Source organism: Umezawaea sp. NPDC059074, from assembly GCF_042738955.1.
Classification (GTDB): Bacteria; Actinomycetota; Actinomycetes; order Mycobacteriales; family Pseudonocardiaceae; genus Umezawaea.
Window position 1 is genome coordinate 1 of sequence record NZ_JBHYHC010000173.1, and the last position, 16674, is coordinate 16674.

At 67.3% G+C, this 16674-nt stretch carries 17 protein-coding genes, 1 tRNA gene and 1 riboswitch; of the genes, 12 read left to right on the plus strand and 6 right to left on the minus strand.

Annotation, left to right across the window (positions count from 1 at the left end):
- Window positions 1-37: 37 nt before the first annotated feature.
- Window positions 38-664 carry an LPXTG cell wall anchor domain-containing protein gene (locus tag ACFWW9_RS41750; RefSeq protein WP_390388471.1) on the minus strand — a complete coding sequence of 209 codons (627 nt, stop codon included), beginning with the start codon at window positions 662-664 and terminating at the stop codon, window positions 38-40.
- A 239-nt stretch (window positions 665-903) separates the two neighbouring features.
- Window positions 904-2166 carry a phytase gene (locus tag ACFWW9_RS41755; RefSeq protein WP_390388473.1) on the minus strand — a complete coding sequence of 421 codons (1263 nt, stop codon included), beginning with the start codon at window positions 2164-2166 and terminating at the stop codon, window positions 904-906.
- A gap of 115 nt (window positions 2167-2281) precedes the next feature.
- Window positions 2282-2410, plus strand: a riboswitch (FMN riboswitch).
- A 61-nt stretch (window positions 2411-2471) separates the two neighbouring features.
- On the opposite strand from ACFWW9_RS41755, the gene pnuC reads away from it, so the two are divergent.
- Window positions 2472-3107, plus strand: a complete 636-nt coding sequence (gene pnuC, locus ACFWW9_RS41760; protein WP_390388496.1) for a nicotinamide riboside transporter PnuC — start codon at window positions 2472-2474, stop codon at window positions 3105-3107.
- A gap of 51 nt (window positions 3108-3158) precedes the next feature.
- Here the strand turns inward: pnuC and aceE are convergent, their stop codons facing one another.
- On the minus strand, window positions 3159-5927 hold the full coding sequence (gene aceE, locus ACFWW9_RS41765) for a pyruvate dehydrogenase (acetyl-transferring), homodimeric type (protein WP_390388476.1): 2769 nt from the start codon (window positions 5925-5927) through the stop codon (window positions 3159-3161).
- A 342-nt stretch (window positions 5928-6269) separates the two neighbouring features.
- Between aceE and ACFWW9_RS41770 the strand changes: the two genes are divergently transcribed.
- The 3 genes from ACFWW9_RS41770 to ACFWW9_RS41780 all read left to right on the plus strand — a co-directional run bounded on the left by ACFWW9_RS41770 (window position 6270) and on the right by ACFWW9_RS41780 (window position 7297).
- Window positions 6270-6701: a DUF3052 domain-containing protein gene (locus tag ACFWW9_RS41770; protein ID WP_259621958.1), complete on the plus strand. Its 432-nt coding sequence runs from the start codon at window positions 6270-6272 to the stop codon at window positions 6699-6701.
- Between the two features lie 72 nt (window positions 6702-6773).
- A complete protein-coding gene (locus tag ACFWW9_RS41775; protein ID WP_390388478.1) occupies window positions 6774-7232 on the plus strand; it encodes a peroxiredoxin in 459 nt (152 codons plus the stop codon).
- Window positions 7223-7297 (plus strand) — tRNA-Val (locus ACFWW9_RS41780). The genes ACFWW9_RS41775 and ACFWW9_RS41780 overlap by 10 nt, the downstream gene beginning before the upstream one ends.
- 523 nt (window positions 7298-7820) lie before the next feature.
- Here ACFWW9_RS41780 and ACFWW9_RS41785 read toward each other — a convergent pair.
- Window positions 7821-8237 (minus strand): helix-turn-helix domain-containing protein, encoded by a 417-nt coding sequence (locus ACFWW9_RS41785; RefSeq protein ID WP_390388479.1) that lies wholly within the window; start codon window positions 8235-8237, stop codon window positions 7821-7823.
- A gap of 133 nt (window positions 8238-8370) precedes the next feature.
- Here ACFWW9_RS41785 and ACFWW9_RS41790 point away from each other — a divergent pair, with 133 nt between their 5' ends.
- The 6 genes from ACFWW9_RS41790 to ACFWW9_RS41815 all read left to right on the plus strand — a co-directional run bounded on the left by ACFWW9_RS41790 (window position 8371) and on the right by ACFWW9_RS41815 (window position 12743).
- Complete coding sequence (locus ACFWW9_RS41790; RefSeq protein WP_390388481.1) at window positions 8371-9276, plus strand: AAA family ATPase; 906 nt, start codon at window positions 8371-8373, stop codon at window positions 9274-9276.
- The gene (locus tag ACFWW9_RS41795; RefSeq protein WP_390388483.1) at window positions 9273-9767 is read left to right on the plus strand and encodes a hypothetical protein; all 495 of its coding nucleotides are present in this window, start codon (window positions 9273-9275) and stop codon (window positions 9765-9767) included. The genes ACFWW9_RS41790 and ACFWW9_RS41795 overlap by 4 nt, the downstream gene beginning before the upstream one ends.
- On the plus strand, window positions 9764-10276 hold the full coding sequence (locus tag ACFWW9_RS41800) for a hypothetical protein (protein ID WP_390388485.1): 513 nt from the start codon (window positions 9764-9766) through the stop codon (window positions 10274-10276). Before ACFWW9_RS41795 ends, ACFWW9_RS41800 begins: the two co-directional genes overlap by 4 nt.
- A 40-nt stretch (window positions 10277-10316) precedes the next feature.
- Window positions 10317-11174 carry a CBASS oligonucleotide cyclase gene (locus ACFWW9_RS41805; protein ID WP_390388486.1) on the plus strand — a complete coding sequence of 286 codons (858 nt, stop codon included), beginning with the start codon at window positions 10317-10319 and terminating at the stop codon, window positions 11172-11174.
- Entirely contained in the window at window positions 11171-12106 is a 936-nt protein-coding gene (locus tag ACFWW9_RS41810; RefSeq protein ID WP_390388487.1) for an S-4TM family putative pore-forming effector, read from the plus strand. Before ACFWW9_RS41805 ends, ACFWW9_RS41810 begins: the two co-directional genes overlap by 4 nt.
- A 163-nt stretch (window positions 12107-12269) precedes the next feature.
- Window positions 12270-12743 (plus strand): SLATT domain-containing protein, encoded by a 474-nt coding sequence (locus ACFWW9_RS41815; protein ID WP_390388498.1) that lies wholly within the window; start codon window positions 12270-12272, stop codon window positions 12741-12743.
- Between the two features lie 301 nt (window positions 12744-13044).
- On the opposite strand, the gene ACFWW9_RS41820 is transcribed toward ACFWW9_RS41815, so the two are convergent.
- Entirely contained in the window at window positions 13045-13548 is a 504-nt protein-coding gene (locus tag ACFWW9_RS41820; protein WP_390388489.1) for a hypothetical protein, read from the minus strand.
- Between the two features lie 323 nt (window positions 13549-13871).
- A complete protein-coding gene (locus tag ACFWW9_RS41825; RefSeq protein WP_390388491.1) occupies window positions 13872-15050 on the minus strand; it encodes an LLM class flavin-dependent oxidoreductase in 1179 nt (392 codons plus the stop codon).
- A 169-nt stretch (window positions 15051-15219) separates the two neighbouring features.
- Here ACFWW9_RS41825 and ACFWW9_RS41830 point away from each other — a divergent pair, with 169 nt between their 5' ends.
- Window positions 15220-15513, plus strand: a complete 294-nt coding sequence (locus ACFWW9_RS41830; protein ID WP_390388493.1) for a hypothetical protein — start codon at window positions 15220-15222, stop codon at window positions 15511-15513.
- A 23-nt stretch (window positions 15514-15536) separates the two neighbouring features.
- On the plus strand, window positions 15537-16565 hold the full coding sequence (locus ACFWW9_RS41835; RefSeq protein WP_390388495.1) for a saccharopine dehydrogenase family protein: 1029 nt from the start codon (window positions 15537-15539) through the stop codon (window positions 16563-16565).
- Window positions 16566-16674 lie beyond the last annotated feature (109 nt).

The window sequence follows — 16674 nt, forward strand, 5'->3', positions numbered from 1 at the left end:
GTGGGAACGCCCTGTCGGCGTGCCGGAAGTGCTTGTCCTACGCGGCGCGCTTGCGGCGCACCAGGACCATCGCCACGGCGCCCGCGCCGACCAGGCCGAGGCCCGACAGCAGCAGCCAACCGGGCGACGCGCCGGTGGAGGCCAGCGGCGGCTGGGCCTCGCCGCCGCCACCCGCGACGGGGGTCGTGGTCGTGACCGGGACCGTCTCGGACGACGAGGAGGTGACCTCGCTCGACGAGGGGGGAGCGGTCTCGGACGACGGCGTGCTCGGCTTCGACTCCGTGGTGGTCGTCGTCGTCGACGAGCTGGGCGCGGTGGGCTTCACGCACGCCTCGGTCTTGAGCGTCTTGGAGTAGTTGTACTGGTTGCCGTCCGACGCCTTCACCGTGATGGTGTAGGTGTGGGCCACGTCGCCCGCACGGCTCCAGTTCTTCTCGTAGCTCTCGCCGAACGACGTGTTGACCAGTTCGGCCTCGCCGTCCTTGACCACGATGGTGTTGCCGTTCCGGGCGTAGGACGCGAGTTTCACGCTCACCACGGACTTGTCCGCGACGCACTCGGCCTTGGCGGTCGGAGTGTGGGCGGAAGCCGGGATCGCCAGTGCCAACAAGGTCAGACCGGAGGTGGCGGCCACCGTGATCGCACCGAGAACTCTGCCTGCCATGTGGTCTCCTGCTCTGGATTACGTGCGAAATCACGAGATGTGAAATGCCAATGGGTCACTCTTTCGGGTGACGCCGCACGGCACGGTAGCAGCGCACCGGTGATCGAAAGGTAGCGGCCCGGACACGCTCTGGTCACGGCTGGGTCAGGACTCGGCGGAAGATCATCCGGTGAGGTACAAGCGGGCAGGTGTCCGCTCCCCGGACGCCCGGAGTTCACCCGTCCGATGTGGACGTGTGCCTAGTGGACGACATCGCCCCAGCTCACGTAGGTGAAACCCGTGGTCGCGAGGTCCCCCGCGGACGGTCGGCGCTCGCCGTCGTGCAGGACCAATAGGCCCTCGCGATAGCCGCGACCCAGGTCCGCCGTGACCACCTGGGCGCCGTCGGAGTGCTCCACCGAGTCCAGGCCGTGACCTGATTCCACCACGAAGTCGCCGAGCACCCGATTTCGCCCATTCCGGTCGTAGCGCACGAACCGCGAGTCGCCCTGGCTCGACGCGATCAGCTCGCCGCCGCCGTTCCGGCCCTCGGCGATGGTGAGGCCCTCGGCGTCCGCGCTGAGCCACTTGCCGCCGAAACCGGGGTCCGGACCGTCCGCGACGCACTCCTCGGTCGCCTCGTCGTACCGTTGGGGCGCCCCGAACGAGCGAACCTCGTCCACCAGTTCGGGTGACCCGAAACCGGTGGCCCGCAGGGGGATCCGCCAGATCCCGACGTCCTCCTGCGCCACGTACGCGACCCCGTGGTCGGAGTCCACGACCATGCCCTCGGCCTGCGGCCCGTCGCCGGGGTCGCCGCACGGGGTCCACGTCGTGCCGTCCGGCATGACGAAACTCGACGGCAGGTCCACAGTGGACACCACCTTCGTGCCGACCGACCCGTTCGCGCCCGGCACCACGCGCAGCAGCGCGATCCGGGTCTCGCTGCGCCTGCTGGCCAACACCAGCGGCGTGCCGGTGCGCCGGTCGACGCCCGCCGCCAACCCGTAGGCGTTGCGCTGGTCGTCCACGGCGGCCTCGGACGCGGAGAACACCGGCCGCGCGGCCGGGTCGGTCACGTCGGTGAGCACCTTCGAGCCGACCGCGGACCCGCGCCCGTCGACCTCGTAGACCCGGATCCGGTCGCGGCCCCGGTCGCTCACGAAGGCGAGGTCCCGCTGCCGCCCGCCGACACGGGCCCCGGCGAGCACGTCGACGTTGTTGAACCGCCCCGGCTTCGCCTCCGGCGTCGGCGCGGGCGGGGCCGGGTAGAGGCCCAGCGTCCGCCCCTTGAGGTCGAACGCCGCCAGCCCGCCCTCCTTGAGGGTGCCGAGCACGACCGTGCGCTCCGGCCGCGTGGGGTGCACCCAGACGGCCGGGTCGTCCGCGTCGGCGTTGGCCGGACTGGCGGCTGAGTCGTCGACGAAGGCCTGCGTCTGCGCGGTCGGGACGACGACCGCCGGGGAGGTGGGAACGGGCGTCAGGAGGAGGACCAGGGGCAGGAGGAAGGGGGAGGGGACCATGATCCGCGACGCTAGTGAGCCCGGATGAACCCCCGGTGTACGGCGAACGAGTGCCACACGTCACAACAGCTGACGGAACACCGGATCCGCGCGACGATGTTCCGGCAACTAGGAGACGTGCGTTCCGGGGTCGGTGGAAGTCCGAACCGGTGGTGACAGCCCACGACCCGCGAGCCCCGTGGCCCGCGGTTGACCCGGTGGAACTCCGGGGCCGACGGTGAGAGTCCGGATGAGAGGCGCGCACGCCACCGGTGTTCGGCGTGCCGCCGCACCGGTGCCGCGCCGCGCCCCGGACCGCCCTGGGGATGGAGGCCGCGGTGCACGTGTTGCTGGAGCAGGGTTTCACCGTTCTGGGGCAGAAGATCGCCTACGCCGAGTTCTTCGGCCAGCTGTTCGCGCTGGCCGTGGTGTTCCTGGCGCAGCGGCGGTCGCTGTGGACGTGGCCGGTGCAGCTGGCGTCGGTCGCGCTCCTGTTCACCGTCTACCTGTCCGCCCAGCTCGGCGGCCTCGCCGTGCGCCAGGTCGTGGTGGGGCTGATCGCGTTCTACGGCTGGTACGCGTGGCTGCGCAGGCGCGACCCGGTGTTCGGCGTCGTGGTGCGCAAGGGGTCGACGGTCGAACGGCTCGCCGTCGTGGCCGCGTTCGTCGTCGGCACGGTCGCGTTCGCGCTGGTCCTGGACGCGCTGCACGCCTCGTGGGCGCCGTGGCCGGACGCCGCGATCTTCGTCGGCACCGTCCTGGCGTTCGCCCTGCAAGGCCTCGGCCTGGTCGAGTTCTGGATCGTCTGGCTCGCGGTCGACGCGATCGGCGTCCCGCTCCAGATCCAGTCCGGCCTGTACTTCAGCGCGCTGATCTACACCGTGTTCGCCGTGCTGGTGATCCGCGGCTGGCTCGACTGGAACCGAGCGGCCAAGCGCACGGCCGTCGCGGCCGCGGCCTGAAACGCCACGTGGGGAGCCCCGCGAACGGGACTCCCCACGTTGTCCGGGCGCTTACGCGAGTCCGGCGTCACCCGTGGACGGGGCGGCGGCGCGGACGTCGTCGATCTTGTACTGCTGGGCGGCCTTCACGACCAGCGCCGGGTCGATCTCGCCGCGCTTGGCCAGCGCGGCCAGCGTCGCGACGATGATCGACTCCGTGTCGACCAGGAAGTGCCTGCGCGCGGCGGGCCGGGTGTCGGAGAAGCCGAACCCGTCCGTGCCGAGCGTGTGCATGTCCGTCGGCACGTAGGGCCGGATGAGGTCCGGGACGGCCTTCATCCAGTCCGACACCGCGATCACGGGACCGGTCGACTCGGAGAGCACCTTCGTCACGTACGGGACGCCGGGCTCGTTCTCCGGGTGCAGCAGGTTCTCCCGCTCGACCTCCACGGCCTCGCGGCGCAGCTCCGAGTACGAGGTCGCGGACCACACGTCGGCCCGCACACCCCACTCCTCGGCGAGGATGCGCTGGGCGTCGACCGCCCACGGCATCGCCACACCGGACGCCAGCAGCTGGGCCTTCGGGCCGTCGCCCGCCGGGGCCGCCTGGTACCGGTAGAGGCCGCGCAGCAGGCCCTCGACGTCGAGGCCCTCCGGCTCCGCGGGCTGCTGGTACGGCTCGTTGTAGACGGTCATGTAGTAGAAGATGTTCTCGGCGTTCTCGCCGTACATCCGCCGCAGGCCGTCCCGCACGATGTGGCCCACCTCGAACGACCACGCGGGGTCGTACGCGACCACGGCGGGGTTCGTGTGCGCCAGCAGCAGCGAGTGGCCGTCCGCGTGCTGGAGGCCCTCACCGGTCAGCGTCGTGCGGCCCGCCGTCGCGCCGAGCACGAAGCCCCGCGCCATCTGGTCCGCCGCGGCCCACAGACCGTCGCCGGTGCGCTGGAACCCGAACATCGAGTAGAAGATGTAGATCGGGATCATCGGCTCGCCCTGCGTGGCGTAGGACGTGCCCACGGCCGTGAAGGACGCCGTCGACCCGGCCTCGTTGATGCCCTCGTGCAGGATCTGGCCCTGTTCGGACTCCTTGTACGCGAGCATCAGCTCGGCGTCCACGGAGGTGTACATCTGCCCGTTGGGGTTGTAGATCTTCTGCGACGGGAACATCGAGTCCATGCCGAAGGTCCGCGCCTCGTCCGGGATGATCGGCACGATGCGGGCGCCGATCTCCGGGTCCTTCGCGAGGTCGCGCACCAGCCGCACGAACGCCATGGTCGTGGCGACCTGCTGCTTGCCCGAGCCGCGCTTGAGGACGTCGTACACCTTGTCCTCGGGCAGCTTGAGCGCCTTCTCGGCGTGCGCCCGCCGCTCCGGCACGAACCCGCCGAGCTGCTTGCGCCGCTCGAGCAGGTACTGGATCTCCGGGGAGTCCGGGCCGGGGTGGTAGTACGGCGGCAGGTAGGGGTCCTTCTCCAGCTGCTCGTCCGTGATCGGGATGCGCAGGCTGTCGCGGAACAGCTTCAGGTCCTGCAGCGTCATCTTCTTCATCTGGTGCGTGGCGTTGCGCGCCGCGAAGTGCGGGCCCAGGCCGTAGCCCTTGATGGTCTTGGCGAGGATGACCGTCGGCTGGCCGTGGTGCTCCGTGGCCGCCTTGTACGCCGCGTACACCTTGCGGTAGTCGTGGCCGCCGCGCTTGAGGTTCCACACCTCGTCGTCGGTCAGCGGGGCGACGAGCTCCTTGGTCCGCGGGTCGCGGCCGAAGAAGTGCTCCTTCACGTACGCGCCGTCGTTGGCCTTGTACGTCTGGTAGTCGCCGTCGGGCGTGGTGTTCATCAGGTTCACCAGCGCGCCGTCGCGGTCCGCGTGCAGCAGCGAGTCCCACTCGCGGCCCCAGACGACCTTGATGACGTTCCAGCCCGCGCCGCGGAAGAACGACTCCAGCTCCTGGATGATCTTGCCGTTGCCGCGCACCGGCCCGTCGAGGCGCTGGAGGTTGCAGTTGACCACGAACGTGAGGTTGTCCAGCTGCTCGTTCGCCGCGAGCTGGAGCAGGCCGCGCGACTCCGGCTCGTCCATCTCGCCGTCGCCGAGGAACGCCCAGACGTGCTGGTCCGACGTGTCCTTGAAACCGCGGTCGTGCAGGTAGCGGTTGAACCGCGCCTGGTAGATCGCGTTCATCGGGCCGAGGCCCATGGACACGGTGGGGAACTCCCAGAAGCCCGGCATCAGCCGCGGGTGCGGGTACGACGGCAGGCCCTTGCCGAGCCCGCCGTGCGAGTACTCTTGGCGGAACCCGTCGAGCTGGTCCTCGCTCAGGCGGCCCTCGAGGAAGGCGCGGGCGTAGACGCCGGGGGAGGCGTGGCCCTGGATGAAGACCTGGTCGCCGCCGCCGGGGTGGTCCTTGCCGCGGAAGAAGTGGTTGAAACCGACCTCGTAGAGGCTCGCGGAGGACGCGTAGGTCGAGATGTGACCACCGACACCCACGCCGGGTCGCTGCGCGCGGTGCACCGTCATGGCCGCGTTCCAGCGGATCCACGCCCGGTAGCGGCGCTCGACCTCCTCGTCACCGGGGAACCACGGCTCCCTCTCGGTGGGGATGGTGTTCACGTAGTCGGTGCTGGTCAGGGACGGGATGCCGACGCCGCCCTCGCGAGCTTTCTCGAGGAGTCGGAGCATGAGGTAACGGGCACGCTGCTGGCCGCCACCCTTGAGCGCGGCGTCGAACGACTCCAGCCATTCCGCCGTCTCGTCCGGATCGATGTCCGGCAGGTGTGCGGCGAGACCGTCACGGATGACGCGCACCCGTTCGGGGGCGGTGCCGTTGTTCTGCGGGGCCAAGGGTTCTCCTCGCCAGGGTTACCGCCGACTGGTGCCGGCGTTCACTGCGGGTTCAGGCGGTTTACCTGTCCATGATTCCTCATCGGCGCTCGTGCGACACCCCAGAGGACCCCCTACCGACCAGTAGTTCTGGATCGTGTCCCTCGCGCGCGCGGTATGAGGTGTGTTCAGTGTGCGTCATCCGGTCGGGTGACGGTTCAGGGGGGTCGGATTGCGGCGTGTCATGAGGTCAACGGTTGCGCGGAGGCCGTCTATCAGTGTTCGCTAGCCGCGACAGGTGTTGATACATCGCGCGGCAGTCGAGTCGACTGCCGCTCTTGCGTAGTTGGAGGAGTGGAAGCCGTGGTCGCCGCGGGAGACGCCGACAAGGGCGGTGTCGCCGACAAGCTCGGGATTGCACCGGGCCAGGCAGTTCAGGAGATCGGCTGGGACGAGGACGTTGACGACGACGTTCGTGCCGCCATCGAGGAGAGGATCGGAAGCGATCTCCTCGACGAGGACGCGGACGATGTTGTGGACGTTGTCCTGTTGTGGTGGCGGGACGGTGACGGTGATCTGGTCGACGACCTGATCAACGCGACCGGGCCGCTGGCCGAGAACGGCGTGGTGTGGGTGCTGACGCCCAAGACCGGACGCCCTGGACACGTCGAGCCGAGTGAGATCGCCGAGGCGGTGCCGACCGCAGGGCTGTCCCAGACGTCCAACATCACCGTCGCCGAGGACTGGTCGGGCACGAGGCTCGTGCGCCCCAGTTCGGCGAAGGTCAAGCGCTGATCGAAGGCTGAGCACGGGCTCCCCGAGACGTACGGGGGCCTGTGCTCGTCACGCTTTCGAGGGAACCTTCTCGTGGAAGCTCCGGACTTCACCCTCAAGGACCCCGACAACCGACGGGTGACGCTGTCGGCCTACCGGGGCACCTCGGCGGTGCTCCTGGTGTTCTACCCGTTCGCGTTCAGCCGCACCTGCCAGGGTGAGCTGGACGAGCTGCGGGACGGACTGGGGACCTACACGGCCGCGGACGTGGCCGTGCTGGGGATTTCGGTGGACACGCCGTACAGCCTGAAGGTGTGGTCCACCCAGCAGGACTACCGGTTCCCCCTGCTGTCGGACTTCTGGCCCCACGGCGCCGTCGCCCGTGCCTACGGCACGTTCGACGAGGCCAGGGGCATGGCGAACCGCGGAACGTTCCTCGTGGACACCGCGGGCACGCTGCGGTACGCCGAGGTGAAACAACCCGGCGAACGCCGAGACCAGCAGGCATGGCACCATGCGGTGGCCGCACTGACGGCCAGCGAGGGCGTGTAGCTCAGCGGAAGAGCACTCGGTTTACACCCGAGCGGTCGCAGGTTCGAACCCTGCCGCGCCCACCAAATAGCCCTTATTCACACCACTGCCCGAAAAAATAAGATCACGGTGCGCAACCGTATGATCGCTTTCGGTCATGAAATCTGGATCTTCCAACGGCACCCATAACGCCCCTACCGGCGCAACGGGTGCCGTTGCCATATCGGGCGTCGCAATCGTCGTTCGTGACCGCAAGACGTTCTGGGGCGCAGGAAGCGCCTCATATACTGCCTCAACTGCCGCATTGCGGGCATGACGCGTGCTGTTCGCGCCCAAGATGGCGGCGAACGGCTCGTTCAGCTCGGCCTGCACGACAGTCCCGTCATCGCCAATGAGTAGCCGCTTAAAGAACCCCTGGTTGAGCTGCCGCTTCACCACGTCCGGCGCGGTCACGTACGCCGTCGCACAGTGGGCTACCGCCGTCAGTACAAATTGAAATAGAAAGACCCTCAAGCGCTCATGCGAGCAACTGAGGGTTTCTCTATGTTCATCTGTCATACTTGCTGGTCACTATAACTTTCCAAAACTATCTTGACACATATTGATCAGTCAGGCTGAACCCTTAGCGATGCCTTGGAGAAGTTCAAGCGCCCGCCTACGTTGCTGCGGAGTCAGATTCACGATCTGACGGATCAAGGCTCGCGTCGTCGCTTCGTCCATTGGATCATCCAAGTTCTCCGCCTCAGGCTCCGACCACTGCATGAGCAAGTCGAAGTTCAGGCTGTACAAGTCGGCCAGCTGCAACAGCACGGCCGGATCAGGCCGACGGATCACGCCGCGCTCGACCTGCGACAGGTAAGCGTTGGCTCGACCCGTGCGGCGCTCGACCTCTCTCAGGCTCCAGCCCCGGTACTGGCGTGCCCGCCGCAGGGTGTCTGCCACACGGCCCGGATCGTCAGTGACATCGATGTCATCGGCTTCCAACGTATTCGCCGGGGACCTGAGGCGCTCTGAGGGATAGCCCATGTTCCTCACCATAGGCAGTCCGACGGCCGACCGGGAGGCCAACGTGTCCCGCACGATCAGGACCAACCCTCGGTGCGAAGTGCCGTTGCACGAGTGCTAAGCTCCTTTGCACACCAGCGAAGGAGTGATCGCCATGGACGTTGCCGAGGCTGTGACCAGCAACGTAGTGCTTCCTGACAAGCGCTACGCCAACACTTGGGACTCGATCATCACCAGTCCCGAGACCAAGGAGCGCCTGCTCTACTGGGCGATCCTGAGCCTGCGGCTACGCGAAACTCTGCCCTTTGAGACCACGGCCCTCCATGGGCTGCTCGTGCTGCACGGCCCACCCGGCACCGGTAAGACGACCCTCGCCCGCGGCCTGGCGCAGCAGGTCGCTCCTCTGACCAGCCAGGGCCAGGCCCGGCTGGTCGAGGTGTCGCCGCACGGGTTGATGAGCGCCGAGCACGGCCAGTCGCAGCGCAAGGTCACCGAACTGCTGACCGAGCACATCCCGGCCCTGGCCGACGACGGGTTGCCCACTCTCGTACTGCTCGATGAGGTCGAGTCGATGGCGGTCGCCCGCAGCGAGGCGTCGCTGTCGGCGAACCCGGCTGACGTTCACCGGGCCACCGATGCCGTGCTCACGGCGCTGGACCACAACGCGGCCAACTACCCGAACCTGTTGGTGATCGCCACGTCCAACTTCACCACCGCGCTCGACACTGCGTTCTTGTCCCGCGCCGACGTCGCAGTCGAGATCCCGCTCCCTGACGCCGAAGCGGTCACGACGATCCTGGCCGCCACGCTTAAGGACATGGCCCAGGCTTTTCCCGCCTTGAAGCTGCTGGCCGACGATCCGCATCTGCCGTCCATCGCGTCGCTGCTCTACGGCAGCGACGGCCGCCAGATCCGCAAGACCGTGACCGAGGCGATGGCGGTGCGTCTGGAGACCGTGCAGGACCCCGGCGCGCTGACGATCGCAGACCTTCGCCACGCCGCGACCCGAATCAGCGAAGTCAGGGCCGCAGACCACGACTCGAAAGGTGACCTCTCGTGAAGCGCACGAGGAAGTTGGCCGGAGCGCCCCACCGTACGGCCTCCGCCGCCTGGGACGTCCTGACCACCCTAATCAGCGACACCCTGGCCGCAAGCCCTCACATCACCGCCGCTGATGTGGCCTCCGCCTTGGCGCCGCTCAAGGGCATTGGGCCAGCGCTGGTCGCGGGAGGTCATCTGGGCACAACACCCGTGGTGCTGGTCTCGGACAACCTGCACCTGAGCATCACCGTCGCCACTGATGACGCCGCTCTCGACGTCATCGAAAACCTCAACCCCGTGCCCGGCGGGGGTTCCGCCACCACCGACTGGACGCTCTACCTCCCGGTGCCCGCTCCGCTGGCCTCGATCCTGGCGACCGCCGCCAAGCAGACGGGACACCTGTCGACCGAGCCAGCTCCGGATGAGCGCCAAGCCGAGACGGCCTCGGCCGCGAGGACGGGCGGCGCGATCAACCTGGAGGCACTCAAGAGTCTGCGGAGTCCGTCATGAGCAGCTCCTCAACCTCGACGAGCACCTACACCATCACCCATACCGCCACCCAACTTGCTGACGTCATCCTCGGCTCCATCGTCAACATCCTGGGGCATTTGCGCATCGACGCCACGCGCCTGTTCGGCAACTGGAACCAGGACGAGGCGGCCATCATCGCCTGGATCTCCGAACGGTCCCTCAAAGCCATGGTGCTGGAGTGCCATCGCCCCGACGGCACCGTCAACCCCATCATCGAGTTCCCCGTGGACTACAAGCCGGGTGGCGCCGCCGACGCGACCTTTACCGCCGACCGGGCGAGCTTGGCGCGCTACCTGGCCAAGATGCAGACCGTGCCTGCCAATACGACCTACTCCATGTTCGCCACGTTCAACGGACCCCGTACCGAACAGCCGGGCTGGGGTCCCGGTACCCGAGCGAGCACCACCGGAATGAAGTCCAGGAGCTTCGGCACCCTCGCCGGGGCTCATGATGCCACCGCCAGCATGCGCTACCTCAGCAACCCTTAAGCGTTTATTTTATCCACTCAAAGCTAGGAGGCTTCTGCCCATGGGGTATGTCGATGACGCTTTCGGCCTACTTAAGTCCAACTTGGAAATTACAGATAATGAAGCCAGCCTCGCTGCGACCCGACACGCGCGCATCCGAGAGCATATCGAAAAAGAGTGGACTCTCGACAAGACTTTCCTCACGGGCAGCTACGACCGCCACACCAAGACCAAGAAGCTCAAGGACGTCGACATCTTCGCCGTGATCGACCCCGAGGGTCCCCAAGCTGATCTGGCCAACGGCACCGGCACAGCGGCCGTTACGGCGCTAAAGAACGTGCTTGCGTCCGGGTGGGACGACGTTCAGGCCGACGACTACGTGGCCACGGTCTACTACGCCGGTGAGGACGTTGCCTCCTACGAGATCGCGCCGGTGTTCGCGCGCGCCGAGGGCGGCTACCTCATGCCCAACGGCAGCACGTGGATGGCCACCGACCCGAACATCCACGCCGACCTGGTCACGGCCAAGAACAAGGAGTGCGCTGGGAAGTTCGTGCCGTTCGTCAAGATGGTCAAGGGCATCAACCGGGAAGCAGGCGACCCGCTCAGCCCGTCGTTCCTGATCGAGGTCATGGCGCTGGAACTCGTGGACACTCCGTTCACGCGCTACCAGGACGAGATTCGCTGGTTCCTGGCTTCGGCCATCGAGCAGATCACCGACGACTGGCCGGACCCGGCCGGGCTGGGGCCAGACGTCAACAGCCAGATGACTGCGGCCCAGCGCCAGGAGTTGGCGGAGGTCATGCGTGGCTGGCTCGGCACCTGCGAGACGGCCATCTTGCAGGAACAGGCGGGCAAGGAGAAAGCGGCGGTCGAGACCTGGCGGACGCTCTTCGGCAACCGGATGCCGCGACCATGATGAGCAGCGCGCCCGCACCACCGTTCGCGCACACCATCAACGTCCGGCAGAACCAGCCCATCTTCCTGGAGATGCTGCACGCCGCTGACACCGCGCACGTCTACGCGCAGCGGTGGGAGACCGCGCGGGCCATCGTCGCGTTGGCGTCCTCCTGCGGCGCGCTCGTCGCGGCGTTCTGGCACACCGCGGCCAAGCCCATGTCGATCATGGGCGGGCTGGGAACGGCCGCTCTGCTGGCCATGACGTTCCTCAGCCAGGCTCGGACCAAGGAGGCGACCAAGATCCAGGAGCGGTTCGATTACGAACTCTTCGGCTTGCCCGCCACCGACGAGTTCAAGCCGTTCCCCACCGACGAGGAACTCGGCGCCTTGGCGCAGAAGTGCAAGAGGGACAAGCGCGACTGGTACGTCGACGTCGCCGGTCTGCCCCAGGCGTACGCCATCCTGTTGTGCCAGCGGCAGAACCTGCAATGGGATTGGCCGCTGCGCCGCCAGTGGGCCTCACTCCTGCTCAAGGTGGCGGTCACCTGGCTTGTCGCCGGTCTCACGATCGCGCTCGTCATGGATTGGACCACGCGCGAGTTGCTCCTGCGCTGGCTCATTCCCAGCCTCCCCGGCCTCGCGCTGGCAACGAACCTGGTTGTCAAGAACCGCCAAGTGGCCCGAGAGAAGCAGCAGCTCGCGCTCCAAGTCGACGAGCGACTCAGCGTCCTGCCTGCGATCACCGTCGTGGGTGCGGTGTCAGAGGAGATCCACGCCGAACTCCTAGCCTACTGCCGAGTGTTGCAGGACCGCATCTACCGGCAGCGCAACCACGCCGAGCGCGTCCCTGGATTCCTCTACCGCCGCAGCAAGACCAAGAATGAAAACTTGGCGCAGACTGCCGCATCACGCCTGAAAGAACGCCTCCTTGGACACGTACCCGAGGCCTGATCATTGCATTTCAGGCTTCGGCAGCTAATACTTGGCACAGGGGAAATCGATGTCACTTATTCCAGCCGCCATCAAAGAAGAGCACCGGCCTATTGCCGCCGAAGCCGATCGCATCTACGAGAGTGCCCTGTAAAGCTCGTAGATGCAGTTCGAGTAGGCAAAAATCTGGCGACTGCTGAACCTGCTGCTTGGTGTACCAGCGGCTGTCTTGGCTGCGGTGTCCGGCGGAACCGGACTAGCTGGCGACAACGGCAACGTGCCAAGCATATTGGCGCTTGTCGCGGCCGGATTCGGCGCCACCCTCACCACAGTGAACTCGTCGTGGCGCATGACGCAGTCACAAGCTTCTGTCAACGCCTACCTTGAAATTCAAACGTCCGCCCGCCAGTTTCTCACCATTGATCTCGTCAGCGACAGCATGACTTATGAGGAGGCTCGCGAAGCACTTCGAAACCTTACCAACACCCGCGATGAACTAAACAAAATAGCCGACCCGCCCAGCCGTTACTCAACCTGCTCAGGCTGGAGGGCCAACCGCCGGGTGTCTACGCCGCGTGCTGCGAGATGTTTGCCAGCGGTGGCGCGGCTCAAGCCGAACTGCCTAGCTACCTGCCGGACGGTAGAGCCTGCGAGGTAGATCTCAACCATCTTGTCGATCTCATACCCACGTGGGGATCGGTCCGTTCGATATGCCCTAGACCCGGCTACCACGTCCTCAGGTGCGTCTGGCCATACCTTGATCGTCTCCAGCATCCGCCGCGCTTGCCGGTCGGGGTGTGTGACCGCCTCAACTACGCCCATTCCCACTCGTGGAGGAGTGTGTCGACGGAGTGCGTCGACCTCCTCGCTCCAACTGTCCTCTGGGGGCGCAACCCCCAGAACCCGCCCGGCGGGTTCCGCCCCCGGCGGTGGTCGCCTCGGATGGGCGGGTTCCTGTTTCAGCGGCCAGCGATTTGGTCGGCGAGGTGTTCTGCTTCGGCCCGGTCGAACGTGCCGGAAATCTGCACGCTGCCGCCGGTGATCGGTTCGTTGATGTTCGGTGCCGAGATCACCAGGGTGTTGAAGACCAGGGCGGCCTGCCTTTGGACGTTCGCGGCCGTGAAGTCAGCCCACACCTTGGAACCCCAGGAATCGAACGTCAGGGTGACGACGTATCCCACACCCTGCGGATCGGATCCCGCCTCCGCGCTGATGACGTGGGTGTTGTCGAGGAATGCCGGCCCCAGGACGTACTTCAAGGGGTTGTCCGCGTCGCAGGTGACCAACGGTAGGGCGGGATCGTCCTCGCCGGTCAGCAGATCGATGGGCGGGCACTGGTAGTACAGCAAGAACTGCTGGTAGGTCTGGTCGTCCAAGCCCAGCAGTTCCGGGCTCTGGCGGATCTTCTTCTCGTCGGCTATCTGCTGGCGGCGTTCCGGGGTGGTCGCCTTGCGCGGCTCCACCAGTTGCGGCTTCGCGGGGGTGGGCAGTGGCCCTGGTGACTGGTTGGACCAGTTTGGGGTGCTCTGGCTCGGGCTTCCCAGGACCGGTCGGAAGCGGAGTTTGGGTGCGCCGGTCGCGGATAACTGGCCCGCTGGATTGACCGTTGATGACGGTTGTGCGGAATCCTCGCCTCCTGTTGGGCTCGTACAGGCGGTCATGGTCGCCGCGAGCAGAGCGGAAGCGCCCGCGAGGCTCGCGGTGGCACGTCGAAAAGAGCTGTGGGGCATGTTCGGCCTTTCCCGCGATGAGGTGTTGAGAACTCATCGCGGGAAAGGCCTTGTCGTTACCGGTCGAATTCCGGGATCAGGGTGCTGAACAGGCGGATCGAGTTGAGGACCTGGTCGTGCGGTAGGGCGCCTACCTGGTGGAAGCTGAGGAGTCTGTCGATGCCCAGTTCTTCGTAGACCCGCAGCTTCTTGCGGCACGTGTCCGGGCTGCCGACGATCAGGGAGTCCTGGGCGTTGAGGGCCTCGAAGACCTCGTCGTCGTCGACCTCCTCGCCCTGGATGATGCGGCCGATCACCAACTGGGCGTCGTTCGGGCCCAGTGCGGCTGCTGCTTCGGCGCGGAGGAAGTTGCCGGTGAGGCCGCCGCCTGCTGGGTCGGCCAGGACCTCCTGTTGTCTTGCCAGCTCGGTGACGAAGTGGTCGGCGGCTTCGAAGAACGTGAGAGCGCGGACGCTGTACCAGGCTGCTGCCGCCGCTGCGCCGTTGCGCATGGCCTCGGCGTCGGTTTCGGCGCAGTGGACGAACGTGAAGAAGCCGACCTGGTTGTTCACGAACGCGCCCACTGGGTCCGTGCACGCGTCGGCCGCCGCGCGGTACAGCTCGACCATGCGGTTCACGCGTTCCAGCGACTCCCAGATCGTGGTGCCCAGGACGCCTACACCGCGCCTGCCCGCCTCCTCGAACGACTGGGGACTGGTGGCCGCCTGCCAGAGTGGTGGATGGGGTTTCTGGAGGGGTGACGGGATAATCGGTACGTCGGAGATCCGGTAATTGGTGCTGGAGTGGGAGAACCGGTCCTCGGTCCACATGCGAGGGATCATTTCGAACGCTTCGGCCGCTTGACCGCGGACGTCGGCGGGGTCGGTGTTGAACAGCCGCCATTCGGGTGTGGTCGAGCGGGTCAGGCCCAGTTCTACCCGGCCGCCGCTGAGGTGGTCGAGCCACGCGGCGCGCTCGGCCACGCGGATGGGGTGGTTGAACCGGGACGGGGCGAGCACCGCGGAGTGGCCTAGGCGGATTCGGCTGGTGCGCTGGGAAAGCGCTGCCAGCAGCATCTCCGGCGCGGACGACAGGCTGAACTCCTCGGCGCCGTGGTGCTCGACCTGCCACCAGCAGCCGTAGCCCGTCTCGTCGGCTAACTCGGCCTGCTCGATGGCCTGGGCGATCCGTGTCCCCTCGTGGCCTTCGTCCCACGGTTTCGGGTCCTGGATCTCGTTGAAGATGTCGAGTTTCACGTGTGCGACTCCCGTCCTCGGTCCTGAGCCGGAAGCTAATCGGCGGCCGATCCGGCCGACAGCGGCCGAACAGGGAGAACTCGGCGATTTCAGACCCGTGAATTCGGATTGATCAACATGGGCCGTTCGGGCTCTGTACGCGAGTCCAAATCGGACGTAACTTCTCCCCATGGCGCCGAGGACGGTCACGATGGTGATTGGTCTCGCCTTCCTGCTCGCCGGTCTGCTGATCATGTTCTTGCCGATGACGTCGGACACCCCCGGCGGCTCGCCCGTGTCGTGCGGCAACGCGCTGGGCATCGGTTTCGACGAGGTCGCGGTCGAGAAGATCGATCCGGCGTTCGTCGGGATCTGCGGGCGGCTGCGGAGCGAGCGGATGGGGTGGGCCCTGCCGATGGCGATCGGCGGCGGCGTGGTGCTGGCGGCCGGCGGACTCCTCGGCCGCAGACGGTCCCGCCGCTAACTACTCGCTGGTAGCCTCCGGCCATGACGTGGATGCTGTACGGCGCCAACGGCTACACCGGGGAACTCATCGCGGAACTGACCGTGCGCCGGGGGCAGCGGCCGGTGCTCGCGGGCCGGTCGGCGGCCAAGGTCGCGCCGCTGGCCGAACGGCTCGGGCTGGAGCACCGCGCGTTCGACCTGGACCACGCGGACCTGGACGGCGTCGATCTCGTCGTGCACGCCGCGGGCCCGTTCGCCGCCACGTCCGCGCCCATGGTGGACGCCTGCCTGGCCTCCGGGACGCACTACGTCGACATCACCGGCGAGATCGACGTGTTCGAGGCCGTGGCCGCCCGTGACGCCGAGGCGCGGACCGCAGGGGTGGTGCTGCTGCCCGGCGCGGGGTTCGACGTCGTGCCGACCGACTGCGTGGCCGCGTTGCTGGCCGCCGAACTGCCCGGCGCGACGCACCTGGACCTCGCGTTCCTCGCCGGCGGCGGACTGAGCCCCGGCACGTCGAAGACGTCCGTCGAGGGCAGCGGCACCGGCGGTCGCGCCCGCGTCGACGGCGAGTTGCGGTCCGTTCGCCTCGGCCACCGCAGGCGCAGCGCCGCGTTCCGCTCGGGCCCGGCCGACGTCGGCTCGATCCCGTGGGGCGACGTCAGCACCGCCTACCGGTCCACGGGCATCCCGAACATCACCACGTTCACCGCGCTGCCGAGCGTCACGGGCCAGCTCCAGGCCCTCTTCGCGCCGCTGCTGCGCACCCCGCTGGTCCAGCACGTCGGCAAGGCCCTCGCCCAGCGGATCGCGGGCCCGAACGAGAAGGTGCGCGCCAAGACCCGGTCGGAGTTCTGGGGCGAGGTCTCCGACGCCGAGGGCCACACGGTGTCCCTCGCGGCCACCGGCCCCAACGGCTACGACCTCACCGCCGACGCCGTCCTGCGCGCCGTCGACCGGCTGCTTGCCGGGGACGTGCCCGCCGGGTCGCACACGCCGTCCAGCGCGCTCGGCCCGGACTTCCTGCGCACCCTGGACGGCGTTGTCGTCGACGAGCCGGTGCGGACATAGCTGTGCCCCGCCGCGCCGGCAGGCGCGGCGTGGATCCCCCCACCGGGAAACCGCCCGCGGGCGGCTTAAAAGACAAAAATACAGGCGAGTCGGGAGGACTCGATCGGGG

Coding starts and splice junctions, on each gene's coding strand:
- ACFWW9_RS41805 (WP_390388486.1), top strand. CDS start 10,317: ATGGGGTATGTCGATGACGCTTTCGGCCTACTTAAGTCCAACTTGGAA.
- ACFWW9_RS41785 (WP_390388479.1), bottom strand. CDS start 8,237: ATGGGCTATCCCTCAGAGCGCCTCAGGTCCCCGGCGAATACGTTGGAA.
- ACFWW9_RS41800 (WP_390388485.1), top strand. CDS start 9,764: ATGAGCAGCTCCTCAACCTCGACGAGCACCTACACCATCACCCATACC.
- ACFWW9_RS41755 (WP_390388473.1), bottom strand. CDS start 2,166: ATGGTCCCCTCCCCCTTCCTCCTGCCCCTGGTCCTCCTCCTGACGCCC.
- ACFWW9_RS41750 (WP_390388471.1), bottom strand. CDS start 664: ATGGCAGGCAGAGTTCTCGGTGCGATCACGGTGGCCGCCACCTCCGGT.
- ACFWW9_RS41810 (WP_390388487.1), top strand. CDS start 11,171: ATGATGAGCAGCGCGCCCGCACCACCGTTCGCGCACACCATCAACGTC.
- ACFWW9_RS41830 (WP_390388493.1), top strand. CDS start 15,220: ATGGCGCCGAGGACGGTCACGATGGTGATTGGTCTCGCCTTCCTGCTC.
- ACFWW9_RS41835 (WP_390388495.1), top strand. CDS start 15,537: ATGACGTGGATGCTGTACGGCGCCAACGGCTACACCGGGGAACTCATC.
- ACFWW9_RS41790 (WP_390388481.1), top strand. CDS start 8,371: ATGGACGTTGCCGAGGCTGTGACCAGCAACGTAGTGCTTCCTGACAAG.
- pnuC (WP_390388496.1), top strand. CDS start 2,472: ATGGAGGCCGCGGTGCACGTGTTGCTGGAGCAGGGTTTCACCGTTCTG.